The following is a 21,619-nucleotide window of genomic DNA, read 5'->3' as shown; positions in this document are numbered from 1 at the left end:
TTAATTAAGCTTCTGTATTATCTTGAGGCTTATCCTCTTTCTTTTCTGCAGGTTTAGCAGGTTTTTCTGTTTTCTCTGGTTTTGGCAATAAAGCTTTACGAGATAATTTCATTTTCTTTTTATCATCGTAACCTAAGAATTTAACATCAATTTTATCACCGATGTTTACAGAATCTTCTACTTTTTCAAGACGTCTGTGTTCTAATTCAGAAATATGAACTAAACCTTCAACACCTTTAGAAATCTCAACAAAAGCACCGAATGGTTTAATCGATTTAACAACTGCATGGTAAGTTGCTCCCACTTCTGGAACAAATGCAATTTGTTTAATTCTTTCGATAACACGATCGATATTTTCTTGAATTACACCATTAATTTCAACACGACCTGTTGTCTCTAATTCTGTAATTGCAATAACTGTTTCTGTTTCTTTTTGTAATTCTTGAATTACTTTTCCTCCTGGTCCGATAACTGCTCCAATAAATTCTTTTGGAATTTCAACTACAACAACTTTTGGTGCATTTGGTTTCAATTGTGGACGAGGTGCTGGTAATGTTTCCAATAATTTACCTAAAATATGCTCACGACCTTCTTTTGCTTGTAATAAGGCTGTTTCCATGATTTCCATAGATAAACCTTGAACTTTAATATCCATTTGACAAGCAGTAATACCATCTGCAGTTCCTGTTACTTTAAAGTCCATATCTCCTAAGTGATCTTCATCTCCTAAGATATCAGACAATACTGTAAATTTCCCTGATTTTGTATCTGTGATTAATCCCATTGCAATACCTGAAACTGGTTTTTTCATTTGTAAACCTGAATCCATAATTGCTAATGTTCCTGCACAAACAGTTGCCATAGAAGAAGAACCGTTAGATTCTAATACTTCAGAAACGATACGAACTGTGTAAGGACAATCGTCTGGTAACATCTGAGCTAAAGCACGTTGAGCTAAATTTCCGTGTCCTACCTCACGACGAGAAGTTCCTCTTAATGGACGAGCTTCACCTGTTGAGAATGGAGGGAAATTATAGTGTAAAAAGAATTTTTCGTCGAAGTTTGTAACAACTCCATCAACCATATTTGCATCTTTAGAAGATCCTAAAGTAACTGTAGCTAATGCTTGAGTTTCTCCACGTGTAAATATTGCAGAACCATGAGTTGAAGGTAAATAATCTACTTCTGACCAAATTGGACGAATCGTTTTTGGATCACGTCCATCTAAACGAATTCCTTCGTTTAAGATTAATTGACGAACTGCTTCTTTTTGTACATCATGGAAATAGATATGAGCAAAAGGAGTTACACGTGCCAACTCTTCTTCGTCATCAGCATATTGAGCTAAGAAATCTGCTTCAACTTGTGCAAATTTTTCACCTCTTTCATGTTTATCAGATGGATGTTTTGCAATATCATAGTATTTATCGTATCCAAAAGCCCAAACTTTTTCACGGATTTCTTCGTCGTGTGTTTCGTGGCTATATTCACGTTTTGGAGTAGATTTTCCTACTTTAATTGCTAAAGCTTCTTGCGCTTCAATTTGTTTTTTGATTTCCGCATGAGCAAACTCAATCGCGTCTAACATTTCACGCTCAGAAATTTCGCTCATTTCACCCTCTACCATTACAACAGAATCCTTAGAAGCACCTACCATAATATCGATATCTGCTTGTTCTAATTGTTCTTTTGATGGGTTAATCATCAACTCACCATTCAAACGAATAACGCGAGCTTCTGAAATTAATGTGAAAGGAATATCTGTAATTGCAATGGCTGCTGATGCAGCTAAACCAGCTAAAGCTTCTGGCATTACGTTTTTGTCATAAGAAATAAGAGAAATCATTACCTGAACCTCAGCGTGGAAATCTTCTGGGAACATTGGGCGCAATACGCGGTCAACTAAACGCATTGTTAAAACCTCATCATCTGATGGTTTTGCTTCTCTTCTGAAGAAGTTTCCTGGGATGCGTCCTCCTGCATAAAATTTTTCTCTGTAATCTACCGTTAAAGGTAAAAAGTCTACACCTGGATTCGCTTCTTTGTTTGCTACAACTGTAGCTAATAACATGGTATCGCCCATGCGTACAACCACAGATCCGTCAGCTTGTTTAGCTAATTTCCCTGTTTCGATTGTGATTTCTCTTCCGTCTGAAAGAGTAATTTTTTCTGTGATCGCCTGTGGAATCATTCGTCTTCTTAGTATTTAATTCGTCTAAAGTCAAAGCCGTTTGCTTTAACTGCATTATATAAAGATATATATCTTATTTTGATTTATAACAAAAAAAAAGGCAATTTCTACGGAATTGCCCTTTTATATTGTGTTTAAAATTACTTACGTAATCCTAATTCAGCGATAATCGCACGGTATCTTGTGATATCTTTTTTCTTTAAGTAGTTTAATAATGCTTTACGCTTACCAACTAACATAACTAAAGATCTTTCAGTGTTATAATCGTGGATATTCTTTCTTAAGTGACCAGTTAAATGGTTAATTCTATAAGTGAATAATGCGATTTGTCCTTCTGCAGACCCTGTATCTGTTGCAGATTTACCATGCTTTGCGAAAATTTCGCTTTTTACTTCTGATGTTAAGTACATGCCAATATTGTTTAATAATTATTATGTAATGAGGTGCAAATGTACAACTAATTTTATAATTAATTGATTATTTTTTTAAGATAAAAAAAGAGACCATTCTGGTTGGTTTGGTCTCTTGTAAATTTGGTTTAGTTTGATTTAATAGATAATAGAAAGTGATATTATTATTTTCTACTAAATCGAAAGGTTTGTTTGGTTGTAAAAGACTTGAGCTTTCACGATTTTTGGTTGGTAGGTTAAAAGTCGGCTTGATTTTTAATAGTAATTCGTTTGGTTGGGTTAATAATTAGTAAATAGGTTTAGTTTGGTTAAGGTTAATCTTCTATAATTCGTATTTTTTTATTTGTGATTACTTTTATCGGGTACACTACTTTTTCGTTATCTGTTTGTATGGTCATACATATATTATTAATAGCAATTATCACGCCTTTTACATTGTCTTCTACAATTACTTTTTGTCCAATTTCAAAATTTCGATTGGTGTAAAAAGACAATAACAATCTATAAATAATATCTTTAGAACCTAATCCAAATGCAATGGCTAATGTAAGAAACACTGAACCTAAAATCAATGATAGATTATTTGTAATCAAATCTGTGTTAACTCCAGCTTGGTTTAGTGAAGTAATAATTGTAAAAATAAGGATGATATAAAAAATTATATTACTTATAATATTCGCTCCATTAAAATCAATTGATTTGATTAGACTTCTCAAAAACATTTTGATATAATTTGCTAAGTAAAAACCTCCTGCAAAAATCAACACCGCACTAAAAAATTGAGGCAAATAATCTACAATCCGTCCTATTTGATTTGAAACAACTGTTAATCCAAAAATATCTGAACCTATAATGATAATTAATAAGATGATAAACAATCTTACAAATTGAACAATAATCTTGGCCGGATCTATTTCAATAGAAGAGTTTTTCAACGCTTCGCTATTATTTAATGCATTTTTTAATTTATCTATCTTAGATAATTTTAAAATGTATTTGGTCAAAACTAAGATTAATTTTAGCAAGATATAAGACAATATGATAAATACAATACCACCTACAACTTTAGGAAATATCAGTACCATTTCTTGATATAAACTCTCTAACAAGCTAAAATTTAAACCTATATTCATATTCTTTATTCTAGTTATCTTCTTTATCTTTTTTGTTCGATTGGCTGGTTGGTTTCTTTTTGCCTATTCCAAAGAAATTTCCAAGTGTACTTGGGTATTTTACTGAAACCAAATCGGCTACTTCCAATGATAGTTTAATTAAAGCAACATCATCCATTACTTTTTGCTTTATTGTATCTGGAAGCTTTTCGTTGGCTAGTATAGTCTTAAAAGGATTTTCCATTTTTACAAAGCATTATATATTTTTAGTAAACGATTTTTTGCTCTATTTAATCTCATTTTTGTTGCACTTTCACCAATCTCTAAAGTCTCCGAAATTTCTTTTATAGAAAATTCGTCTTGGTATTTCATTAGTAATATAGATTTATCTTCTACCTCTAATTTTTTTAAAGATTGGGTTAGTTTTTCGATTTTTAATTCAAAAATTTCTTTATCATCAATTATTTCTTCATTATAATTATCAATCAAATCATCCGTTACCGAATATTTTTTTCTTTCTTCTTTTATTTTGCGTTGTATATGATTGACACAAAAATTATATGTAAAAGAAAATAACCAAGTTGAAAATTTAGATTTTGACTGATAAGTTTTAAGTTTAACAAACAACTTAACAAATATATCATGTGTCATATCTTGTGCTTCGGCTTGATCTTCTACAAAACTTAGACATTTATTGTAAACTATATGAGCATACCTATCATATAATACTCCAAACAAATGTTGATTTTTTGTTTCGACAATCTTATACACCAAAATGTCATCATCTAAATGTTCTAATGGATCCTTTGACATTTTAACTGCTTTCATTATTAAGACACACCTATTCCTATTTGGTCACTCATTATTTTCACTTTTTTTTAAATAATTTTCAACTATTTTAACTTAAACGAATATCTATCTAATATACAATAAAATAAAAAAAACCGATAAATAAAAATTTATCGGTTTTTTATAAAATAATAATGATTTACGAATTATTTTTCCAAAACATCTAAAACATCCTGAAAACCTCCTCCATTAAAAATATCCTCTACTCCTTGTGCTTGTAAATATTGTGCAGCTTGACCAGAACGGTTTCCACTTCTACAAAATACAACAATTGGTCTAGACATTTCTTTGAATTCCTCTACTCTCGTAGGAACTTCTCCTAATGGAATATTGATTGCATTTGGAACAAATCCTTCCGTTTCTAATTCATAAGGTTCACGAACGTCTACTAATGTTACATTAGCATTGTTTATTGCTTCTACTGTTGTCATTTTAATAACTCTTTTTCTATTTTTTATCCAATCAATAATTTTGCCAAGCATATTACCAAATTCTAATACGATCCTTTGGTGCTTTGTACAATTTATCTCCTGGTTTTGTTTTAAACGCTTCGTGGAACGCATCAATATTGATGATAGGTCCAAAAGAACGGTAATATCCAGGTGAATGTGGATCTGTTTTTACTTGATTTACTAATGCTTCGTCTGTAGCTTTTGTTCTCCAAATTGTTGCCCAAGATAAGAAGAAACGTTGTTGAGGCGTATATCCATCAATATTTCCGTAAGTTCCTTTGTCTTTTAAATACATTTGTAATGCATCAAAAGCAACAGAAGCTCCTCCTAAATCTCCAATATTTTCGCCAGATGTAAAAATTCCGTTTACATGAGTTCCTGCTACTGGTTCGTAAGCATCATATTGTTTTGCTAAAGCACCTGTTGCTGCTTTAAATTTTTCCTCGTCTTGCGGTGTCCACCAGTTAACCAAATTTCCGTCTCCGTCAAATTTTGCTCCTGAATCATCAAATCCGTGAGAGATTTCGTGACCAATAACTGCTCCAATTCCACCAAAGTTAACAGCTGCATCTGCTCTATAATCATAGAATGGTGCTTGTAAAATTGCTGCCGGAAATACAATTTCGTTATTTGTTGGATTAAAGTAAGCATTAACTGTTTGTGGAGACATTCCCCAACGTGTTTTGTCAACTGGTTTTCCAAAATCTTTCAAATTATCTTGAAATCTCCATTGACTGTATGCTAAATTATTCTCAATTAAAGAACCACCGTTTTTAATTGATTTAACTTTAAATCCAGAATAATCTTTCCATTTATCAGGGTAACCAATTTTAACTGTAAATTTATTTAATTTTTCAATCGCTTTCACTTTTGTATCCTTCGACATCCACTCCAAATTATTGATGTGCATATCAAATGATTTAAATAAATAACTAATCAATTCTTGTGCTTTCGCTTTTGCTTCTGGTGGAAAGTTATCTTTTACATAAATTTGTCCTAACAACTCACCAACCGTTCCGTTCACATAAGCCAAACCTCTTTTATCTAAAGCTCTTTGCTCTTTTTGACCAGATAATTTTTTACCATAAAAATCAAAATTTATTTTTTCTAATTCTGTTGTAGATGAATTAGAGAAAGAATCAATCAATTTGAATTTTAAGTAATCTTTGATAATTGGTAAATTCTCTTGATTAATAATTTTATCTAAATTTTTGTAATAATCTAATTCGCGAATAATTACTTTATCAGGATTAATTCCAAAAGCTTTAACAAATTTCACAACATCAACATTTTTAGAAAAAGAACCTGCTTCTGTTAATGTCATTAAATTATATGATTTGTTTGGATCGCGACTTTCTTCAACTGTTTTGATATATTTAGCCATCATTTTCTCGAAAGCAACAATTTTTGGTCCCTTTAAATCACGTGTTTTAGATCCTGTAAAAGGAAAAACTTGATCAATATATTGATTTAAATTTGCTAAAGTTTCAGTGTTTTTAGCATCTTCTTTTTGGTAGTACGTTTTACCTAACGTTAATCCAACACTTCCTAAATAAACAGCATTTTGCGTACTGTTTTTCATATCAGTATAAACAGAAACTCCATAAAATGGGTTCTCACCGATTGGTGTAACTTCTGTTAAATATGTTTGTAAATCTTTTAAATTTTGGATTGCGTCGATTTGCTTAAAATATTTCTGAATTGGTGCTAAACCTGTTGAATTACGCGCATCCATATTTGTATAAGCATTGTAAAGATCAGATATTTTTTGTTCGTTAGAATCTTGTGCATATTTATTATTCAACAAATCTTTTACCAACTTCAACGACACTTTATCTGTGTTTTCTCTCAACTCGTCAAAACTCCCCCATCTTGCTCTATCAGAAGGAATTTCTGTGATTTTCATCCAATTACCATTTACATAATTATATAAATCATCTTGTGGACGAACTGACTTATCCATATAATTTGGATTGAAAGCTTGATACGATTCTTGTGCAATTGCTAAGACAGACGTACAAGCAAATGCAGCAATAAATAGTTGTTTTTTCATATTTCTACTAAGTATTTTTGATACGATTTGTCGATATTTCATCGACCTTTGTTACAAATCTACTAAATAAAGTTCAGAAATGTTAAGGAGATTTTATACTCTTTTTTAACGATTTCAAAATAAAATCACATGCTCTATAAACAATGAATGCAATTTTGCTCAAGATTTTTTTTTTGGAATGACTTCCATAAACAGAAAAAAATTCTAATTAGAACAATCAAGTTTCATTTATTTAACATAAATAGAGGTTATTCTGTATTAATCTCTAAATATTATTTTATCATATTAATATTCAATAGAAAATTTTTAAATTTGGGCACAAACAAAAGTAACTTTTTAAAATGGAAACCGAAACGATTTTAATCACCGGTGCTTTAGGACAAATTGGTTCTGAATTAGCCGAAAAATTAAAAACCATTCATGGAAAAAATAATGTAATTATTTCTGATATACGCGATCCTAAAGATGTTGATTACGATGGAATTTACGAAGTAATTGACGTAATGGATGTAGAAAGAATAAAAGAAGTCATTGCAAAACATAATATCAAAACTGTTTATCATTTAGCCGCGCTTCTTTCTGGTACAGCTGAAAAAAATCCAATGTTCGGTTGGAAATTAAACATGGACACATTACTTACTTTCTTAGAATTAGCGAAAGATAAAGTAATCGATAAAATCTTTTGGCCATCATCTATCGGTGTTTTCGGACCTGACACTCCAAAAGACAATACACCTCAAAATACAATTCAAACACCATCTACTGTTTACGGAATTTCTAAATTATCAGGAGAATATTGGTGTAAATGGTATCAAGAAAACCATAATGTAGACGTACGTTCTGTTCGTTTCCCAGGTCTTATCTCATGGAAAACTCCTGCAGGCGGAGGAACTACAGATTATGCTGTTGACATTTATTATAAAGCTATCGAAGACGGAAAATATACATCTTTCTTAAAAGAAGGAACTTATTTACCAATGTTATATATGGATGATGCAATTGATGCAATTGTTAAATTAATGTCAGCTGATCCAAAACAATTAGGAGAATTTAAATCATACAATTTAGGTGGATTAAGTTTTGCACCAGAAGATTTAGCAGCAGAAATCAAAAAGCTTATTCCAAACTTTACAATTGATTATGCTCCAGATTTCCGTCAAGCAATTGCAGATTCTTGGCCATCTTCTATCGATGATTCTGTTGCAAAAGCAGATTGGGGATTCTCTCCAAAATTTGACATTGATAAAATGACAACTACAATGTTAGACAATTTGAAAGTAAAATTAGCTAAAGCTTAATTTTTTTTCTTACAACATAATATTTTAGGAATGCTCTTTGATATTTTTTTGTTTAAAACCAACAAATTATGTCAGGAGCATTCTCTAATTTAAAAAATATCATTCATCTACTAAAGTCTGTTGATTTAGAACAGTTAAATAAAATTTCACAAAAAGTAGATTTACCTTTATTAATGGAAAACTTTTCAAAACTTGATGATAAACAACTTCAAGGCATGATGAAAATGTTAAATCCAAACAAAAAACAAAAAGAATTACCTCCAATTGATGGAGATTTTTATGATGTTTTTCATACCCTTAGTCCAGAAAATAGAGCATTACAACTAAAAGTAAGAGCGTTTATGGAAAAAGAGGTAAAACCAATTGTTAATGATTATTGGCTCCGCGATCAATTTCCTTTCGAATTAATTTCTAAATTTAAAGAACTTAATATTTGTGGCGTTACTTACGACGGTTATGGATGTCCAAATTTACCTTTTATCATGGAAGGTGTCTTAGCAATGGAAATGGCTCGTGTTGATGCTTCAATCGCTACTTTTTTTGGTGTGCAATCTGGCTTATCAATGGGCTCAATCTACATTTGCGGTTCTGAAGAACAAAAAGCAAAATGGCTACCTCAAATGCAGAAATTTGAAAAAATTGGTGCTTTTGGTTTAACTGAACCCGAAGTTGGTTCTGGAGCGGCTGGAGGTTTAACCACGACATGTAAAAAAACTACTGAAGGTTGGATTTTGAATGGGCAAAAAAAATGGATTGGTAATGCAACATTTGCTGATTTAGTTATTATTTGGGCAAGAGATTTAGATGATGGAGAAGTAAAAGGATTTATTGTAGAAAAAGACAATCCAGGTTTTTCCGTTGAAAAAATTAAAGGAAAAATGGCTTTACGTATTGTTCAGAATGGATTGATCACACTAAAAGATTGTCTCATTACAGAAGAAAATCGTTTGCAGAATGCTAACTCTTTTAAAGATACAGGAAAAGTATTACGAATGACCCGTGCAGGAGTTGCTTGGATGGCGACTGGTTGTGCAAGAGGAGCTTACGAAAGCGCTTTAGATTATACTAGAACTCGAAAACAATTCGGTAAACCTATTGCTTCTTTTCAAATGATTCAGGGACATTTAGTCGAAATGTTATCTAACTTAACGGCAATGCAAACCTTGGTTTTTAGATTATCAGAAATGCAAGACGAAGGTATTTTATTAGACGAACATGCTTCTTTAGCAAAAGTTTTTTGTACAATGAGAACAAGAGATGTGGTCTCGAGAGCTCGAGAAGTAATGGGCGGAAATGGGATTTTATTAGAACATGATGTTGCTCGATTTGTAGCAGACTCAGAAGCTATTTATAGCTACGAAGGAACAAAAGAAATTAACTCGCTTATTGTTGGTCGATCGATCACAGGGTTTAGTGCTTTTGTATAATTTCAAAAAAAATATAATCAAAAAAGGATTGAGAAAACTCAATCCTTTTTTAATTATTCATATAATTTCGTTGCAAAATCCTTCATCGGATTTCTCACTTTTTTCATCGGAGCTAACCAATCTTCACTATCTCTGTACCCTAAAGGAAGTAATAAAACACTCTTCATTCCTTTCTGGTTCAAATCAAGTAAATCATCTAATTCAGCATTATCAAAACCTTCCATTGGCGTGCTATCAATTTTCAATTCAGCAGCTTGCGCTAGAGCAAAACCTAATCCAATATAAGCCTGACGTGCTGTATGTGCAAAATTTTCTTCTGGACTTTGTGGCAAATAAATTCCTTTCAATTTATCTGTATAAGAACCAAAACGCCCTCTTGGTAATTCACGTTCATCTGTCGTAAAATCATAAATCGCATCAATACGATCTTCCGTATAACGATCCCACGCAACAAATACTAATAAATGTGAACAATCTTCTATTGCTTGCTGATCGTAAGCAATTGGAACTATTTTTTTCTGTAATTCTTTGTTCTTAATCACAAGAATTCTAAACTGTTGTAAACCTGATGAAGTTGGTGCTAAACGAGCCGCTTCAACAATTTTTTTAACGTCTTCTTCTTCAACAATCAAAGACGGATCATATTTTTTTGTGGCATAACGCCATTTCAAATCATCGATTAATGACATAATTATTTATTTAAATATCTTTCTAAAATTACATCAAAAAACGAATTATTTAACTTAAAAATTTGCTAAAATTTATGTTATTTTTCCTCTTTCCATTCCAAAAAATAACTTCCTGTAGCATTTGTCGATTTCCAACGGATTTGATATTCACCTGAAGGTAAATCAAGTGTGAAATTTTCTTCTTTCGAGTTTGTTAAATGACGCGTGAATAAAACATTCTGATTTTTGTCCACAACCTCAAAATGTAATTCTCCCTCAATTCTTATATTCGAATGAAAATTAGCCGTTAAACTTTTAGAAACTTTCAATTTAATATAACTCGTTCCAGAAGCATCTTCAAATTTTGCTTTTGTCCAATTGTCTCCATTTGAATTTGACCATTTCGAATCACCTACTCCATTTTCAAAAAAAGTTCCTTGTGATTTAATATTTGGATTTGTTGTTTTTGCATAAAAACTATTCGAATCTACATCTGCATTCACTTTTACTGTAATACATGATTGTAACGAAATCATTGCGATAATAAGTGCTATTTTTTCATATCAGTTTTCTATTTTCTAAATAGATGCAATTTTTTGAAAAAGGTTACAACAAACAAATATTTTTAAATCATTTCTGATATGCGTAACTTTCGCAAAATATTCTGATGAACAATAATACTGCTCAATTTTTACAAGAAAATTTCACTCAAAAAGCAATCGAAAGTTTAACACAACTTTCAGGTGGAGCTTCTTCGCGTATTTATTCGAGATTTTTTGATCAAAATAAATCATATATTTTGGCAGAAAGCACAAATATAGAAGAGAATAAAGTTTTCATTCAGTTTTCATTAGATCTAAAAAAAGTAATTGATAATGTTCCAGAAATCATTTCAGTTTCAGAAGATTTCAAAACATATGTACAAACTGATTTAGGTGATGAAACATTAATGAATCTTGTGTTGAATGATCTTGAAAAAGCAAAACCTTATTATTATAAAACTTTAGAAAAATTAGCAATTGCTCAAATTCAAGGAAAAAATCAGATTGATTTCAACCATACATTTTCGTATCCAAAACTAGATAAAACATTAATTTTGAGGGATTTATTCCAGTTTAATTTTTACTTTTTAGATGTTTTAGGAATTGATTATAATGCAGGAAAATTAATCAAAGATTTTGATCGTTTTGCTTCTCAATTTGATAAACTTTCTCCACAAGGATTTGTCTTCAGAGATTTTCAGACGCGAAATATAATGATTTATCAAAACGAACCTTATTTTATCGATTATCAAGGCGGCTTGTATGGTCCAGTTGTATATGATTTGGTTTCATTAATTTGGCAAGCAAAAGCCAATTTACCTTTCGATTTTAAGAAAGAATTGTACGAATTTTATTACGAACAATTGCAGAAACAAATTCCAACTTTGGTTCCAATAGATTTTCGTCAATCGTATGAATATTGTGTTGTTGCAAGACTTTTACAAGTTTTAGGCGCATATGGTTTGAGAGGTTTGATTGAACAAAAAAAGCATTTTGTAGACAGTATTTCGTTTGGTCTAAAAAATCTTGAATCAATTATCGATTATCCTATTTTACAGAATTATCCAGAATTAAAACATATTATAAAAATCCTCGTTCTTCCAACAACGTTAGAGCGTGTAAATCATAAAATAAATGGCTAAATTAAACATCAACGTTCGTAGTTTTTCATATAAAAAAGGAATTCCAACAGATCCAACAGGTAATGGAGGAGGTTTCGTTTTCGATTGTCGTGGAATTCTAAACCCAGGGCGAATACAAGCATATAAAACACAAACAGGACGCGACGAAGACGTTAAAAAGTATTTAGAAACTGAAACTAAAATCGCCGTTTTTTTGGAAGGTGTTTTTCAAGTAATTGATATTTCAATCGAAGATTATTTGCAACGTGGTTTCGAGAATTTAGAAATCAATTTTGGTTGTACAGGCGGACAACATCGTTCGGTTTATTCTGCTGATGCTACAGCGAAACATATTCAAGAAAAATTTCCCGAAGCGCAAGTAACTTTACATCATGTTGTACAAGAAGAAAAAAATTGGATAAACGAAGCGTATTAAGATGAAAGCTATGATTTTTGCAGCGGGTCTTGGAACTCGTTTAAAACCTTTTACAGACAATCATCCCAAAGCTTTAGCCGTTGTAAATGAAAAACCTCTTTTACAGCGAAATATCGAATATTTAAAATCTTACGGAATTGATGAAATAGTAATAAATGTGCATCATTTTGCAGATCAAATCATTGAGTTTTTAGAAGAAAATAATTATTTCGGAATTGAAATTTCTATTTCAGACGAAACTGATCAAGTTCTTGAAACTGGTGGTGGTTTGGTAAAAGCAAAAGCTAATTTTGAAGAAGATTTTTTGGTGATGAATGTTGACATTTTAACCGATCTAAATCTAACTAATTTTATCAAAGCCCATCAAGAAAATAGTGCGTTGGTTACCTTAGCTGTTTCGGATAGAAATTCGTCTCGAAAATTATTTTTCAATGAACAAAAAGAATTAAAAGGTTGGCGACATCTGAAAACGGAAGAAGAAATAAAAGCTGTTGATTCTTTAGATGACTTAAATGATTTAGCTTTTAGTGGAGTTCATATCATCAATCCAACTTTATTCAATAAAATAACCGAAACTGGTAAATTTTCTATTATGAAAGTTTATATGAACTTGATGAAAACTGAATCTATCATTGGTTTTGATCATTCGGGCGGAATTTTAATCGATGTTGGTCGACCAGAAAGTGTTATCGAAGCCGAACAGTATTTTAAATAAAATCTCATCAAACTCAATTCATAGAATTGAGTTTTTTTGTTTAAAATTATATATCTTAGACCGAATGAAATACATTAATTACTTTGTTTATTTAACCATTATTGCAGCTTCATTTTTAGCTGTACTTTTTTACTTTTCTTTCAAAACAAAAGTTGGAAACATAGATAAAAAAGAAATTATCGACCAAGGTACTTCTTTCGAGCCTTGTTCTTCTACAATTTATCAATATTATAGTACTGATGCAGGTTATAGAACTGAACGTTATGGAATACGAAAAGTAATTTCTGAACCAATTCATCAATTAAACTTCCCTAATTTTTCTGGAAATATAAATGTACGTTTTGTAATTAATTGTAAAAATGAAATTGGTTATTTCAGAATAAAAAGCTGTTAATCAAGATTATAAAAAGGTTGAAATTTCTGACGATTTGCAAAAGAAAATTGTTTCAATTATTTAGCAATTAAAGGATTGGAATGGGAAAGATGAAGATTCATATTATCAAATTCAAATAAAATTAAAAGATGGGAAAGTTGAAGACATTTTTTAAGTCAAAAACATGGCGAATTATTTTTGGTACGATTAAATTAATCATAGCAATTCCTATTTTTATTTATTGTTTATTTTGTTTCTATTTATATTTTTTCTCTCCACTAAAAACAAAATTTGACTTAGCTGCTGGTCCCCAAGGAAGTTATTATTCAGCATATATGCTAGATCATTTAATAAAAACGAATCCAAAAAATGAAAAAATTTTATGGGAATCATCGGTTGCCTATAATAAACGAGGCGAAAATGAAGAAGGCATGCGACGATTAGATAAAGTTATTGAAATGAACCCTAGAGATTATTTAGGTTATGCTGGCTGGATAAAACAGTTGAGATTTAAAGATTACGAAAATGGATTGAAAGATTTTCATCGATTAGATAAATTATCAAAAACTACTGAATATCCTTGGGGTGAAAATATCTATTTTTTGATGGGAATTTGTCATCAAGGTTTAGGAAATTACGATTCGGCAGTTGTTTATTATGACAAATTTGTAGCATCGGAAAAAAATCCAGATAATGTTTATCCAAGAATGTATACGTATCGTGGAAAAATAGAAGCGGATCAAAAAAATTATGAAAAAGCTATAGACTTTTACAACAAAACAATTTCTTTGGATAAAAATATTGCGGAAGCCTATTATTATAAAGCCGAAACGTACCGACTTACTAATCAGAAAGATTCAGCTAAAGTAAATTATAATAAAAGTTTAGATTTAATAAATAAAGGGTACAAGGATCATGATCCATATAATGAGAAATTTCTTGAAATTTATGCGTTAGAAATTCATGATAAATTGAAAAAACTATAGAAATAAATTACTTATTAAAATAAAATTTGTGTAAAAGTTTTATTCAACTATTTTTGCGGAAAATAATTAACGTATATACATTATTACCTCTTACACATGAGAAAATTTACAATTGCTTTATTTGCAGGCGGATTGTTATCTTTAACAAGCTGCGCAACAATTATTTCTGGTTCTAAACAGAAAGTTAGCTTCGCAAGTACACCATCAGAAGCAACAGTATACATCAACGAAGTTGAGTTAGGAAAAACACCAATCGAAACAAAATTAGCTCGTAAAAACAATTATGATGTTAAAATTGTTTTAGACGGATATCAGCCTTTTGAAACTAAAATCACAAAGAAATTTAATGCGTGGTATTTAGGAAATATTATGGTTGGCGGAATTATTGGATTTATCGTAGATCCTGCGACTGGAGCTATGTTTAGATTAACTCCTAAACAAATTCAAGCAGAGATGGCGCAAGGAACTGCATTTAAACAAAAAGGTGACAATATTTATTTTGCTGTAAAATTAGATATCGATCCTTCTTGGGAGAAAGTTGCTCAATTAAAAAAATAAAGAAAAGCCTCTAATAAAGAGGCTTTTATATTTAATAAAACTCACCATCTACATAAAACCATTTGCCGTTTTCTTGTACAAATGTAGAAAGTTCGTCGTGCTCGTAGATTTCACCTTTTTTGTCTTGATAATAAGCTCTAAATCTAACTTTATTTTCTTTTGCAAAAACAATTTCTAATTTTAACCATTTATTCGATTTTGCCCAATCTTCGATATCGCTAAAATTATTATCTTTTTGCGTAGAAGAATGTGTCGTTTCAACTAAATAATCTGGTAAAACCAGTGCAAAAGCTGCGTAGCGCGAACGCATTAACTCTTCGGGAGTTTTCGGATTTTCTTTGTTTAAATGAAAAGGTTCACAACAAGTTGCATATTCATTTCCTGAACAACAAGGACAATTCATTATGTTTTAAATTTTGGTCAAAGATACAGCTTACTTGTCTTTGTGATAATGATAATGATCTTGAATAACGACTTGAATAAAATCAATATTTCCTAAACCATCGCTTTTTACATCCATAATCTCCTCTAATTTTCGGGTTAATTTCAATAAAATATCATAATTATTATTCTGCAAAGCAGATGTGAAATTTTCTTTTACAATATTGATATCACGATCAGATAAGCGATAAACTTCGGGAAAACGAATCTTATACGATTCTGAAACTTCAGCAAAAATTGTTTGTGATAAATCTAATTTCGGGTTCAAATCAATCAAACACGTATTAGCAACGATGTCACCTAAACGTTGACCTTTTTTATTGACAATCATTGTAATTAAAGCAATAAGCCCTGTAAATAAAAATAATTCTACAATACCTATCACCCAACGCAAAAAATAGTCAAAATTATTAGCACGATTTCCGTCCATTCGTATGACACGAATTTTCATGATCCATTTTCCAATGGTTTGACCTTTCATCAAAATCTCTAAAATCAAAGGATAAAGTAAAAATACGAATCCAATTACACTATAAATTCCCATTCGAAACCAATCGTCTCTATTTGGTACAAATTCAGAAAAATAGGATAATGCGTAGACTAATATTATTCGAATAATCATATCGATAATATAAGCCAGCAATCGTTTTCCGAGAGGCGCAATATTATAAGCGATTTGCACGTTTTGTGGTGTATTGACTAAAAGTTTATTCATATATTTGGTTCACTAACAACTACTCTACTATGAGAGAAGCGCATTTTATTGATAAAAATAAGGCTAAATGGTCTGATATTGAACATAATTTAAAAAATAAAATTGATGTTCATCCAGATATTTTAGCAAAAAACTACATCGAAATTACGAATGATTTAGCGTTTGCTCAAACTTATTATCCAAAAAGTAAAACGAAAGATTATTTGAACGAATTGGCATTATTCGCTCATCAATCAGTTTATAAGGATCAACGAACATCTGGCAATCAATTTATTCAATTTTTTAAAGAAGATGTACCAAATGTTGTTTACAAAAACCATAAAATGTTGTTGTATTCTTTTTTAATTTTTGCTTTAGCTGTATTAATCGGTGTGTTATCTTCTCATTTCGATCCAGATTTTACGCGATTAATTTTAGGTAATCAATATGTTGACGAAACATTAATGAATATCAAAAAAGGTGATCCAGCAGCAATATATAAATCCGGAAGTCAAACAGGTTCTACATTAGCAATTACAATAAATAATATTCGCGTTGCTTTTTTAGCCTTTACGTTGGGATTATTTTTCAGTATTGGCTCTGGATATATTCTATTTTCAAACGGAATTATGTTAGGTGCTTTTCATTATATGTTTTTTAAAGAAGGTGTTTTAGGTAAAGCAATGAGCGCAATTTGGATGCACGGAACTATCGAAATTTCAGTGATTATTATTGCAGGAGCTTGCGGATTAATGCTTGGAAATGGATTTATGTTTCCGAAAACATTATCTCGAAAAAAATCACTTGTTATAAAAGCAAAAGAAGCTGTAATGATCTTATTAAGTACAGTTCCAATGTTTATTATCGCAGGTTTTATCGAAGGATTTATCACACGTTTATACGATGTAAATATTGTACTTAGCCTTTCGGTTATTTTAATTTCTTTGATTTTAATTGTGTGGTATTATATCATTTATCCAATTCAAAAAAATAGACAAAAATCTTCAATGTTTAACCAAATTTTGGAATCGAATGAAACAGTTTAGACTATTTTTGACGATTACATTATTATTCGTTCAACTTCTTGTATTTGCGCAAGAAAAAACTGCAGAATTTAAAGCACTTAAAGAAAAATATAGTGGAAAAGAATTTGATTATAATGATGTTCCAAAACCCAAAAAAGAATTTGAGCCAGGTTTATTAACTAAATTTATAGAAGGATTAACGCGATTTCTCTCTTATTTACCTTGGGAAATTATTTTTTATATTGCTGTTGGTTTATTTCTAGTTTTTATAGCAACGCGCATTTATAAAAATGGTGGAATATTAAAAAGAAATTCGAAAAAAATCTACGAAGAATCTGATTTTGTTTTTATTGAAGAAAATTTGGCAGAGGTTAATCTAAATTCTTTGATTAAAAAAGCTGAAAGAGAAGGAAATTATGCCTTAGCGATTCGATATTTACATTATCAAAACTTACAAAATTTAGATAAAAAAGGATGGATTGAATGGGATCCTAAAAAGACCAATCAGCAATTTATCAATCAAATAAAAGACGAAAAAACACGAACTACTTTCAATCAAAATACGAAAATATTTAATCAAGTTTGGTTTGGAGAATTTCTATTAGACGAGAAAAAATATACTGAATTTAAATCTGTTTTTAACCAATTTAATCAAAATTTAGCCATATGAAAAAGAAATTAAGCATTCTATTTGGCGCAATTTTATTGGTTGGAATATTTATTTTCTCAGCTTCTAAACTACGTTACAATTTACCAAAATCGTGGGAAGTAAATCTTTTCCAAAATAGCAAAGATCCATATGGTTTATTTATTTTTCATGAGGAACTTGGTCATTTGTCGAATGGAAAACTACAAGATTTAGAAAAACTTTCTGAGCTAAAAATAGATCCAAAAAAAGCAAAAGATTATGCTGTAGTTGTTCTTGGATCAGAAGTTTATTTCGATACTGTTTCGAAAAACCTTTTAAGTAATATTGCAAGAAATGGTGGAATCGTGATGGTCGCCGATTATTATGATAATTTCGGTGATGATTCGAATGGATATGAAGAAAGTTTTGAAGCGGATACGATTACAACGGATTCAACTATAATAAAAGAAGATTTATTATATAACAAAACGCAAATCATCAAAAATGATTTTGAACTAAAAACAGACAAAACGTTTAAAATAAAAAAGAAAAAAGAGGTTGATCATCATTATTTTAGTGAAATCACAAGTGATTCTGAAGTGATTGGATCCGTTACGTATGAAAATAAAACCTATCCTAATTACCTGAAAATTAAACCAAAAAATTACAAAGGTTATTATTTATATCATGCTGAACCTCTTTATTTTTCGAATTATTATTTACTAAATGAAGATAGCTATTTTTACGCAAAATCAGTTTTAGAACCATTAAAAGGAAAAACTATTTTTTGGTACAACACATCGAAAACCTATGCAGGAAGTTCGTCTATGATGCGTTTTATTATGGCAGAACCTGCATTGAAAGCAGCTTGGATAACATTATTGATTCTATTATTGTTCTTTTTAATTTTTAGAAGTAAACGCGAACAACGCATTATTCCAATTTACACGAAAGAAGAAAACCATACAGTAGAATTTGCCAAAACAATTTCATCTTTGTACCAAGAAAATGGCGAAGTAAAAGATATTATTTCAAAGAAAATTGACTATTTTTTATACAAATTGAGAAAAACATTTTTAATTGACACAGATAATATTATCAATAAACAATTCATCGAAATTGTAGCTCAAAAGGCTAATTTAAGTCAAGAAGAATGCCTTGAAAATTTTACGATATTAAAAAATATTTACGAGAAAAATCAACCAAATGAATACGATTTGAAAGTTGTTTATCAAATCATCGAAAACTATAAACAAAAAGCAAATATCTAATGAACTACGAAAATACTTATCAACCATTCGAAAATAGAATTGAGTTTTCGGATGTACAACATAAAATGCAAGCAGTAAAAAATGAATTGAAAAAAGTAATCGTCGGACAAGATGATGTAATTGATCAATTGATTTTGGCTTTATTATCTAACGGACATTCATTGATAGAAGGTTTGCCAGGAGTTGCAAAAACAATGATGGCAAAATTATTGGCAAAAACAATCGATTCTGGCTTTAGTAGAATTCAGTTTACGCCAGATTTGATGCCTTCTGATGTTATTGGAACTTCTATCCTTAACTCAAAAATAAATGAATTCGAATTTAAGCAAGGACCTATTTTTTCGAATATTATCTTAATTGATGAAATAAATCGTTCACCAGCCAAAACGCAAGCTGCTTTGTTCGAATCGATGTCAGAAAGACAAGTAACAGTTGACGGAACAACTTATCCATTACAAGCTCCTTTTTTGGTTTTCGCAACACAAAATCCAATCGAACAAGAAGGAACCTATCGTTTACCAGAAGCGCAATTGGATCGTTTTATGTTCAAGATTTATGTAAAATATCCTTCTCTTGAAAGTGAAATTGAATTGTTGAAAGAACAACAAGAACGCAAAAGTATTGACAAAGAATCGTTGGTAGAAAAAGTAATTTCTGGAAATGAAATCATCGAATTTCAGAACCGAATAAAATCTGTTTTCGTACACGAAGCGTTGATTACTTATATTGCGACTATCGTTCATCAAACAAGAATCGATCAAACATTGTATATGGGTGCTTCGCCACGTGCTTCTATTGCGATATTGGATGCTGCAAAATCAAATGCTGCAGTAAATGGACGTGATTTTGTGATTCCAGAAGATATCAAACAAATTGCACATACAATTTTAGGACATCGTGTTGTAATGGTTCCTGAAAAAGAAATGGAAGGTTTTACAACAGAACATATCATTCAGCAAATTATTGATCGTGTAGAAATTCCTCGTTAATGAAATTTTTCAAAAGCTTATTTCTTACTAATCGCTTTTTTTATGCGGGACTTTTTATTGCATTTTGTTATGTGATTGCATTCTTCCTACCTCCTATTTTCTGGATAGCAAAAATTGTCACTTTCCTATTTATTGTTAGCGTTATTATAGAAATTTTACTGATTTATATTCCTAAAAATTCAATTGAAATTATTCGAAATTATCCCGAACGATTTTCAAATGGTGATGATAATGATATGGAACTTTTTGTTACGAATCATTATCAGTTTTCTATAAATATGAGAATTATCGAAGAGTTTCCTCTACAGTTACAATTGAGAGATTTTCAGTTTTCAAAACGATTTAAAAGTGGTCAAAACACTAGATTTGATTTCAAGATTCGTCCAACTGAAAGAGGTGCTTATAAATTTGGAATGACAAACGTGTTTATTTCTGTTTTTGGATTGATTGAGAAAAAAGTAAAAATTAACGAACCAATTGCGATTGCATGTTATCCATCTTATTTACAACTCAAACAATTTCAATTATATTCAACTGCTCAAGTTCAGAATCAATTTGGAATGAAAAGAATTCGAAAAATTGGTACAAATACAGAATTCGAGAACATCAAAAACTATACAATTGGTGATGAATATCGCTTGATAAATTGGAAAGCTACAGCGAAAGCAAATCGATTGATGGTGAATCAATTTCAGGAAGAAAAATCTCAACCCGTTTATTCATTAATTGACTTAGGAAGAACAATGCGAATGCCGTTTGATGGTTTAAAACTGTTAGATTATTCAATCAATTCGAGTTTAGTTATTGCAAATATTTCGCTTCAAAAAAATGAAAAAGCAGGTTTAATTACTTTTAATAAAAGAATTCAAGATCATATTGTTGCAGATCGAAAAAATCATCAAATGCAATTGATTTTGGAAAAATTATATAATGTACAAACAGATTTTTTGGAAAGTGATTTTGGGCAATTATATGCTTATATCAAACGAAAATTAACGCAACGTTCGCTGCTATTTATTTATACTAATTTTGAAACAATTGATGGTTTAGAACGTCAATTACCTTATTTAAAATTAATTAAAAAGTCGCATGTTGTCGTCTTGATTTTATTCAAAAATTCAGAATTAAAAAAATTAAATCATCAGAAAGCAAAGACTACAACTGACATTTACGATCAAACAATTGCCGAAAAATTTAATTACGACAAAGAATTAATCATTAATCGTCTTCATCAATTCGGAATTTTAACCATTTATTGCGAACCAAAAGAATTATCTATTAACCTTATCAATAAATATTTAGAGATAAAAGCACGTGGTATATTTTAAAAAAAAGATTTTTTAACCAATTATTTTGAAAAAAAAGCACAGTTCTTGCTAA

24 protein-coding genes are annotated in these 21,619 nt (G+C 30.4%); 13 read left to right on the top strand and 11 right to left on the bottom strand.

What is annotated here, in order from left to right; genetic code table 11:
- Window positions 1–4 precede the first annotated feature (4 nt).
- The 7 genes from AC2I98_RS00195 to AC2I98_RS00165 form a co-directional block, all read right to left on the bottom strand.
- A complete protein-coding gene (locus AC2I98_RS00195) occupies window positions 5–2,191 on the bottom strand; it encodes a polyribonucleotide nucleotidyltransferase (RefSeq protein WP_486412647.1) in 2,187 nt (728 codons plus the stop codon).
- 140 nt (window positions 2,192–2,331) lie between these two features.
- Window positions 2,332–2,601, bottom strand: a complete 270-nt coding sequence (gene rpsO, locus AC2I98_RS00190) for a 30S ribosomal protein S15 (protein WP_486412646.1) — start codon at window positions 2,599–2,601, stop codon at window positions 2,332–2,334.
- 314 nt (window positions 2,602–2,915) lie between these two features.
- Entirely contained in the window at window positions 2,916–3,734 is an 819-nt protein-coding gene (locus AC2I98_RS00185) for a mechanosensitive ion channel family protein (protein WP_486412645.1), read from the bottom strand.
- 10 nt (window positions 3,735–3,744) lie between these two features.
- The gene (locus AC2I98_RS00180) at window positions 3,745–3,957 is read right to left on the bottom strand and encodes a hypothetical protein (protein WP_486412644.1); all 213 of its coding nucleotides are present in this window, start codon (window positions 3,955–3,957) and stop codon (window positions 3,745–3,747) included.
- Window positions 3,958–3,959: 2 nt separating this feature from the next.
- Complete coding sequence (locus tag AC2I98_RS00175; protein WP_486412643.1) at window positions 3,960–4,541, bottom strand: RNA polymerase sigma factor; 582 nt, start codon at window positions 4,539–4,541, stop codon at window positions 3,960–3,962.
- A gap of 167 nt (window positions 4,542–4,708) precedes the next feature.
- Window positions 4,709–4,993: a rhodanese-like domain-containing protein gene (locus AC2I98_RS00170; RefSeq protein WP_486412642.1), complete on the bottom strand. Its 285-nt coding sequence runs from the start codon at window positions 4,991–4,993 to the stop codon at window positions 4,709–4,711.
- Between the two features lie 52 nt (window positions 4,994–5,045).
- The gene (locus tag AC2I98_RS00165) at window positions 5,046–7,067 is read right to left on the bottom strand and encodes a M13 family metallopeptidase (RefSeq protein ID WP_486412641.1); all 2,022 of its coding nucleotides are present in this window, start codon (window positions 7,065–7,067) and stop codon (window positions 5,046–5,048) included.
- A gap of 341 nt (window positions 7,068–7,408) precedes the next feature.
- On the opposite strand from AC2I98_RS00165, the gene AC2I98_RS00160 reads away from it, so the two are divergent.
- Together AC2I98_RS00160 and AC2I98_RS00155 are read left to right on the top strand one after the other, a co-directional pair.
- Window positions 7,409–8,365 carry an NAD-dependent epimerase/dehydratase family protein gene (locus tag AC2I98_RS00160; RefSeq protein WP_486412640.1) on the top strand — a complete coding sequence of 319 codons (957 nt, stop codon included), beginning with the start codon at window positions 7,409–7,411 and terminating at the stop codon, window positions 8,363–8,365.
- Between the two features lie 68 nt (window positions 8,366–8,433).
- A complete protein-coding gene (locus tag AC2I98_RS00155; RefSeq protein ID WP_486412639.1) occupies window positions 8,434–9,792 on the top strand; it encodes an acyl-CoA dehydrogenase family protein in 1,359 nt (452 codons plus the stop codon).
- Window positions 9,793–9,845: 53 nt separating this feature from the next.
- On the opposite strand, the gene AC2I98_RS00150 is transcribed toward AC2I98_RS00155, so the two are convergent.
- Window positions 9,846–10,481, bottom strand: a complete 636-nt coding sequence (locus AC2I98_RS00150; RefSeq protein ID WP_486412638.1) for an NAD(P)H-dependent oxidoreductase — start codon at window positions 10,479–10,481, stop codon at window positions 9,846–9,848.
- A gap of 77 nt (window positions 10,482–10,558) precedes the next feature.
- The gene (locus AC2I98_RS00145; protein ID WP_486412637.1) at window positions 10,559–10,996 is read right to left on the bottom strand and encodes a hypothetical protein; all 438 of its coding nucleotides are present in this window, start codon (window positions 10,994–10,996) and stop codon (window positions 10,559–10,561) included.
- A gap of 131 nt (window positions 10,997–11,127) precedes the next feature.
- Here AC2I98_RS00145 and AC2I98_RS00140 point away from each other — a divergent pair, with 131 nt between their 5' ends.
- The 6 genes from AC2I98_RS00140 to AC2I98_RS00115 all read left to right on the top strand — a co-directional run bounded on the left by AC2I98_RS00140 (window position 11,128) and on the right by AC2I98_RS00115 (window position 15,191).
- The gene (locus tag AC2I98_RS00140; RefSeq protein WP_486412636.1) at window positions 11,128–12,144 is read left to right on the top strand and encodes an aminoglycoside phosphotransferase family protein; all 1,017 of its coding nucleotides are present in this window, start codon (window positions 11,128–11,130) and stop codon (window positions 12,142–12,144) included.
- Window positions 12,137–12,559 carry a RapZ C-terminal domain-containing protein gene (locus AC2I98_RS00135; protein WP_486412635.1) on the top strand — a complete coding sequence of 141 codons (423 nt, stop codon included), beginning with the start codon at window positions 12,137–12,139 and terminating at the stop codon, window positions 12,557–12,559. The genes AC2I98_RS00140 and AC2I98_RS00135 overlap by 8 nt, the downstream gene beginning before the upstream one ends.
- 1 nt (window position 12,560) lies before the next feature.
- Complete coding sequence (locus AC2I98_RS00130) at window positions 12,561–13,274, top strand: nucleotidyltransferase family protein (protein WP_486412634.1); 714 nt, start codon at window positions 12,561–12,563, stop codon at window positions 13,272–13,274.
- 64 nt (window positions 13,275–13,338) lie between these two features.
- Entirely contained in the window at window positions 13,339–13,668 is a 330-nt protein-coding gene (locus tag AC2I98_RS00125) for a hypothetical protein (protein ID WP_486412633.1), read from the top strand.
- A 128-nt stretch (window positions 13,669–13,796) separates the two neighbouring features.
- The gene (locus tag AC2I98_RS00120) at window positions 13,797–14,633 is read left to right on the top strand and encodes a tetratricopeptide repeat protein (RefSeq protein WP_486412632.1); all 837 of its coding nucleotides are present in this window, start codon (window positions 13,797–13,799) and stop codon (window positions 14,631–14,633) included.
- A 96-nt stretch (window positions 14,634–14,729) separates the two neighbouring features.
- Entirely contained in the window at window positions 14,730–15,191 is a 462-nt protein-coding gene (locus tag AC2I98_RS00115) for a PEGA domain-containing protein (protein ID WP_486412631.1), read from the top strand.
- 31 nt (window positions 15,192–15,222) lie between these two features.
- On the opposite strand, the gene AC2I98_RS00110 is transcribed toward AC2I98_RS00115, so the two are convergent.
- Window positions 15,223–15,594, bottom strand: coding sequence for a YchJ family protein (locus AC2I98_RS00110; protein ID WP_486412630.1), 372 nt, complete (start codon window positions 15,592–15,594; stop codon window positions 15,223–15,225).
- A 30-nt stretch (window positions 15,595–15,624) separates the two neighbouring features.
- Complete coding sequence (locus tag AC2I98_RS00105; RefSeq protein ID WP_486412629.1) at window positions 15,625–16,347, bottom strand: RDD family protein; 723 nt, start codon at window positions 16,345–16,347, stop codon at window positions 15,625–15,627.
- 29 nt (window positions 16,348–16,376) lie between these two features.
- On the opposite strand from AC2I98_RS00105, the gene AC2I98_RS00100 reads away from it, so the two are divergent.
- From AC2I98_RS00100 to AC2I98_RS00080, 5 genes are read left to right on the top strand one after another with little or no spacing between them, the layout of a single operon-like run.
- Window positions 16,377–17,372 (top strand): stage II sporulation protein M, encoded by a 996-nt coding sequence (locus AC2I98_RS00100; RefSeq protein ID WP_486412628.1) that lies wholly within the window; start codon window positions 16,377–16,379, stop codon window positions 17,370–17,372.
- Window positions 17,359–18,021: a hypothetical protein gene (locus tag AC2I98_RS00095; protein WP_486412627.1), complete on the top strand. Its 663-nt coding sequence runs from the start codon at window positions 17,359–17,361 to the stop codon at window positions 18,019–18,021. The genes AC2I98_RS00100 and AC2I98_RS00095 overlap by 14 nt, the downstream gene beginning before the upstream one ends.
- Window positions 18,018–19,250: a hypothetical protein gene (locus AC2I98_RS00090; RefSeq protein WP_486412626.1), complete on the top strand. Its 1,233-nt coding sequence runs from the start codon at window positions 18,018–18,020 to the stop codon at window positions 19,248–19,250. Before AC2I98_RS00095 ends, AC2I98_RS00090 begins: the two co-directional genes overlap by 4 nt.
- On the top strand, window positions 19,250–20,239 hold the full coding sequence (locus AC2I98_RS00085) for an AAA family ATPase (protein WP_486412625.1): 990 nt from the start codon (window positions 19,250–19,252) through the stop codon (window positions 20,237–20,239). The genes AC2I98_RS00090 and AC2I98_RS00085 overlap by 1 nt, the downstream gene beginning before the upstream one ends.
- Window positions 20,239–21,567 carry a DUF58 domain-containing protein gene (locus AC2I98_RS00080; protein WP_486412624.1) on the top strand — a complete coding sequence of 443 codons (1,329 nt, stop codon included), beginning with the start codon at window positions 20,239–20,241 and terminating at the stop codon, window positions 21,565–21,567. Before AC2I98_RS00085 ends, AC2I98_RS00080 begins: the two co-directional genes overlap by 1 nt.
- Window positions 21,568–21,619 lie beyond the last annotated feature (52 nt).

The organism is Empedobacter sp. EJD.6dd (assembly GCF_057369435.1).
Note: the sequence above shows the minus strand (reverse complement) of the source record. Positions and strands in the feature narration are given on the sequence as shown.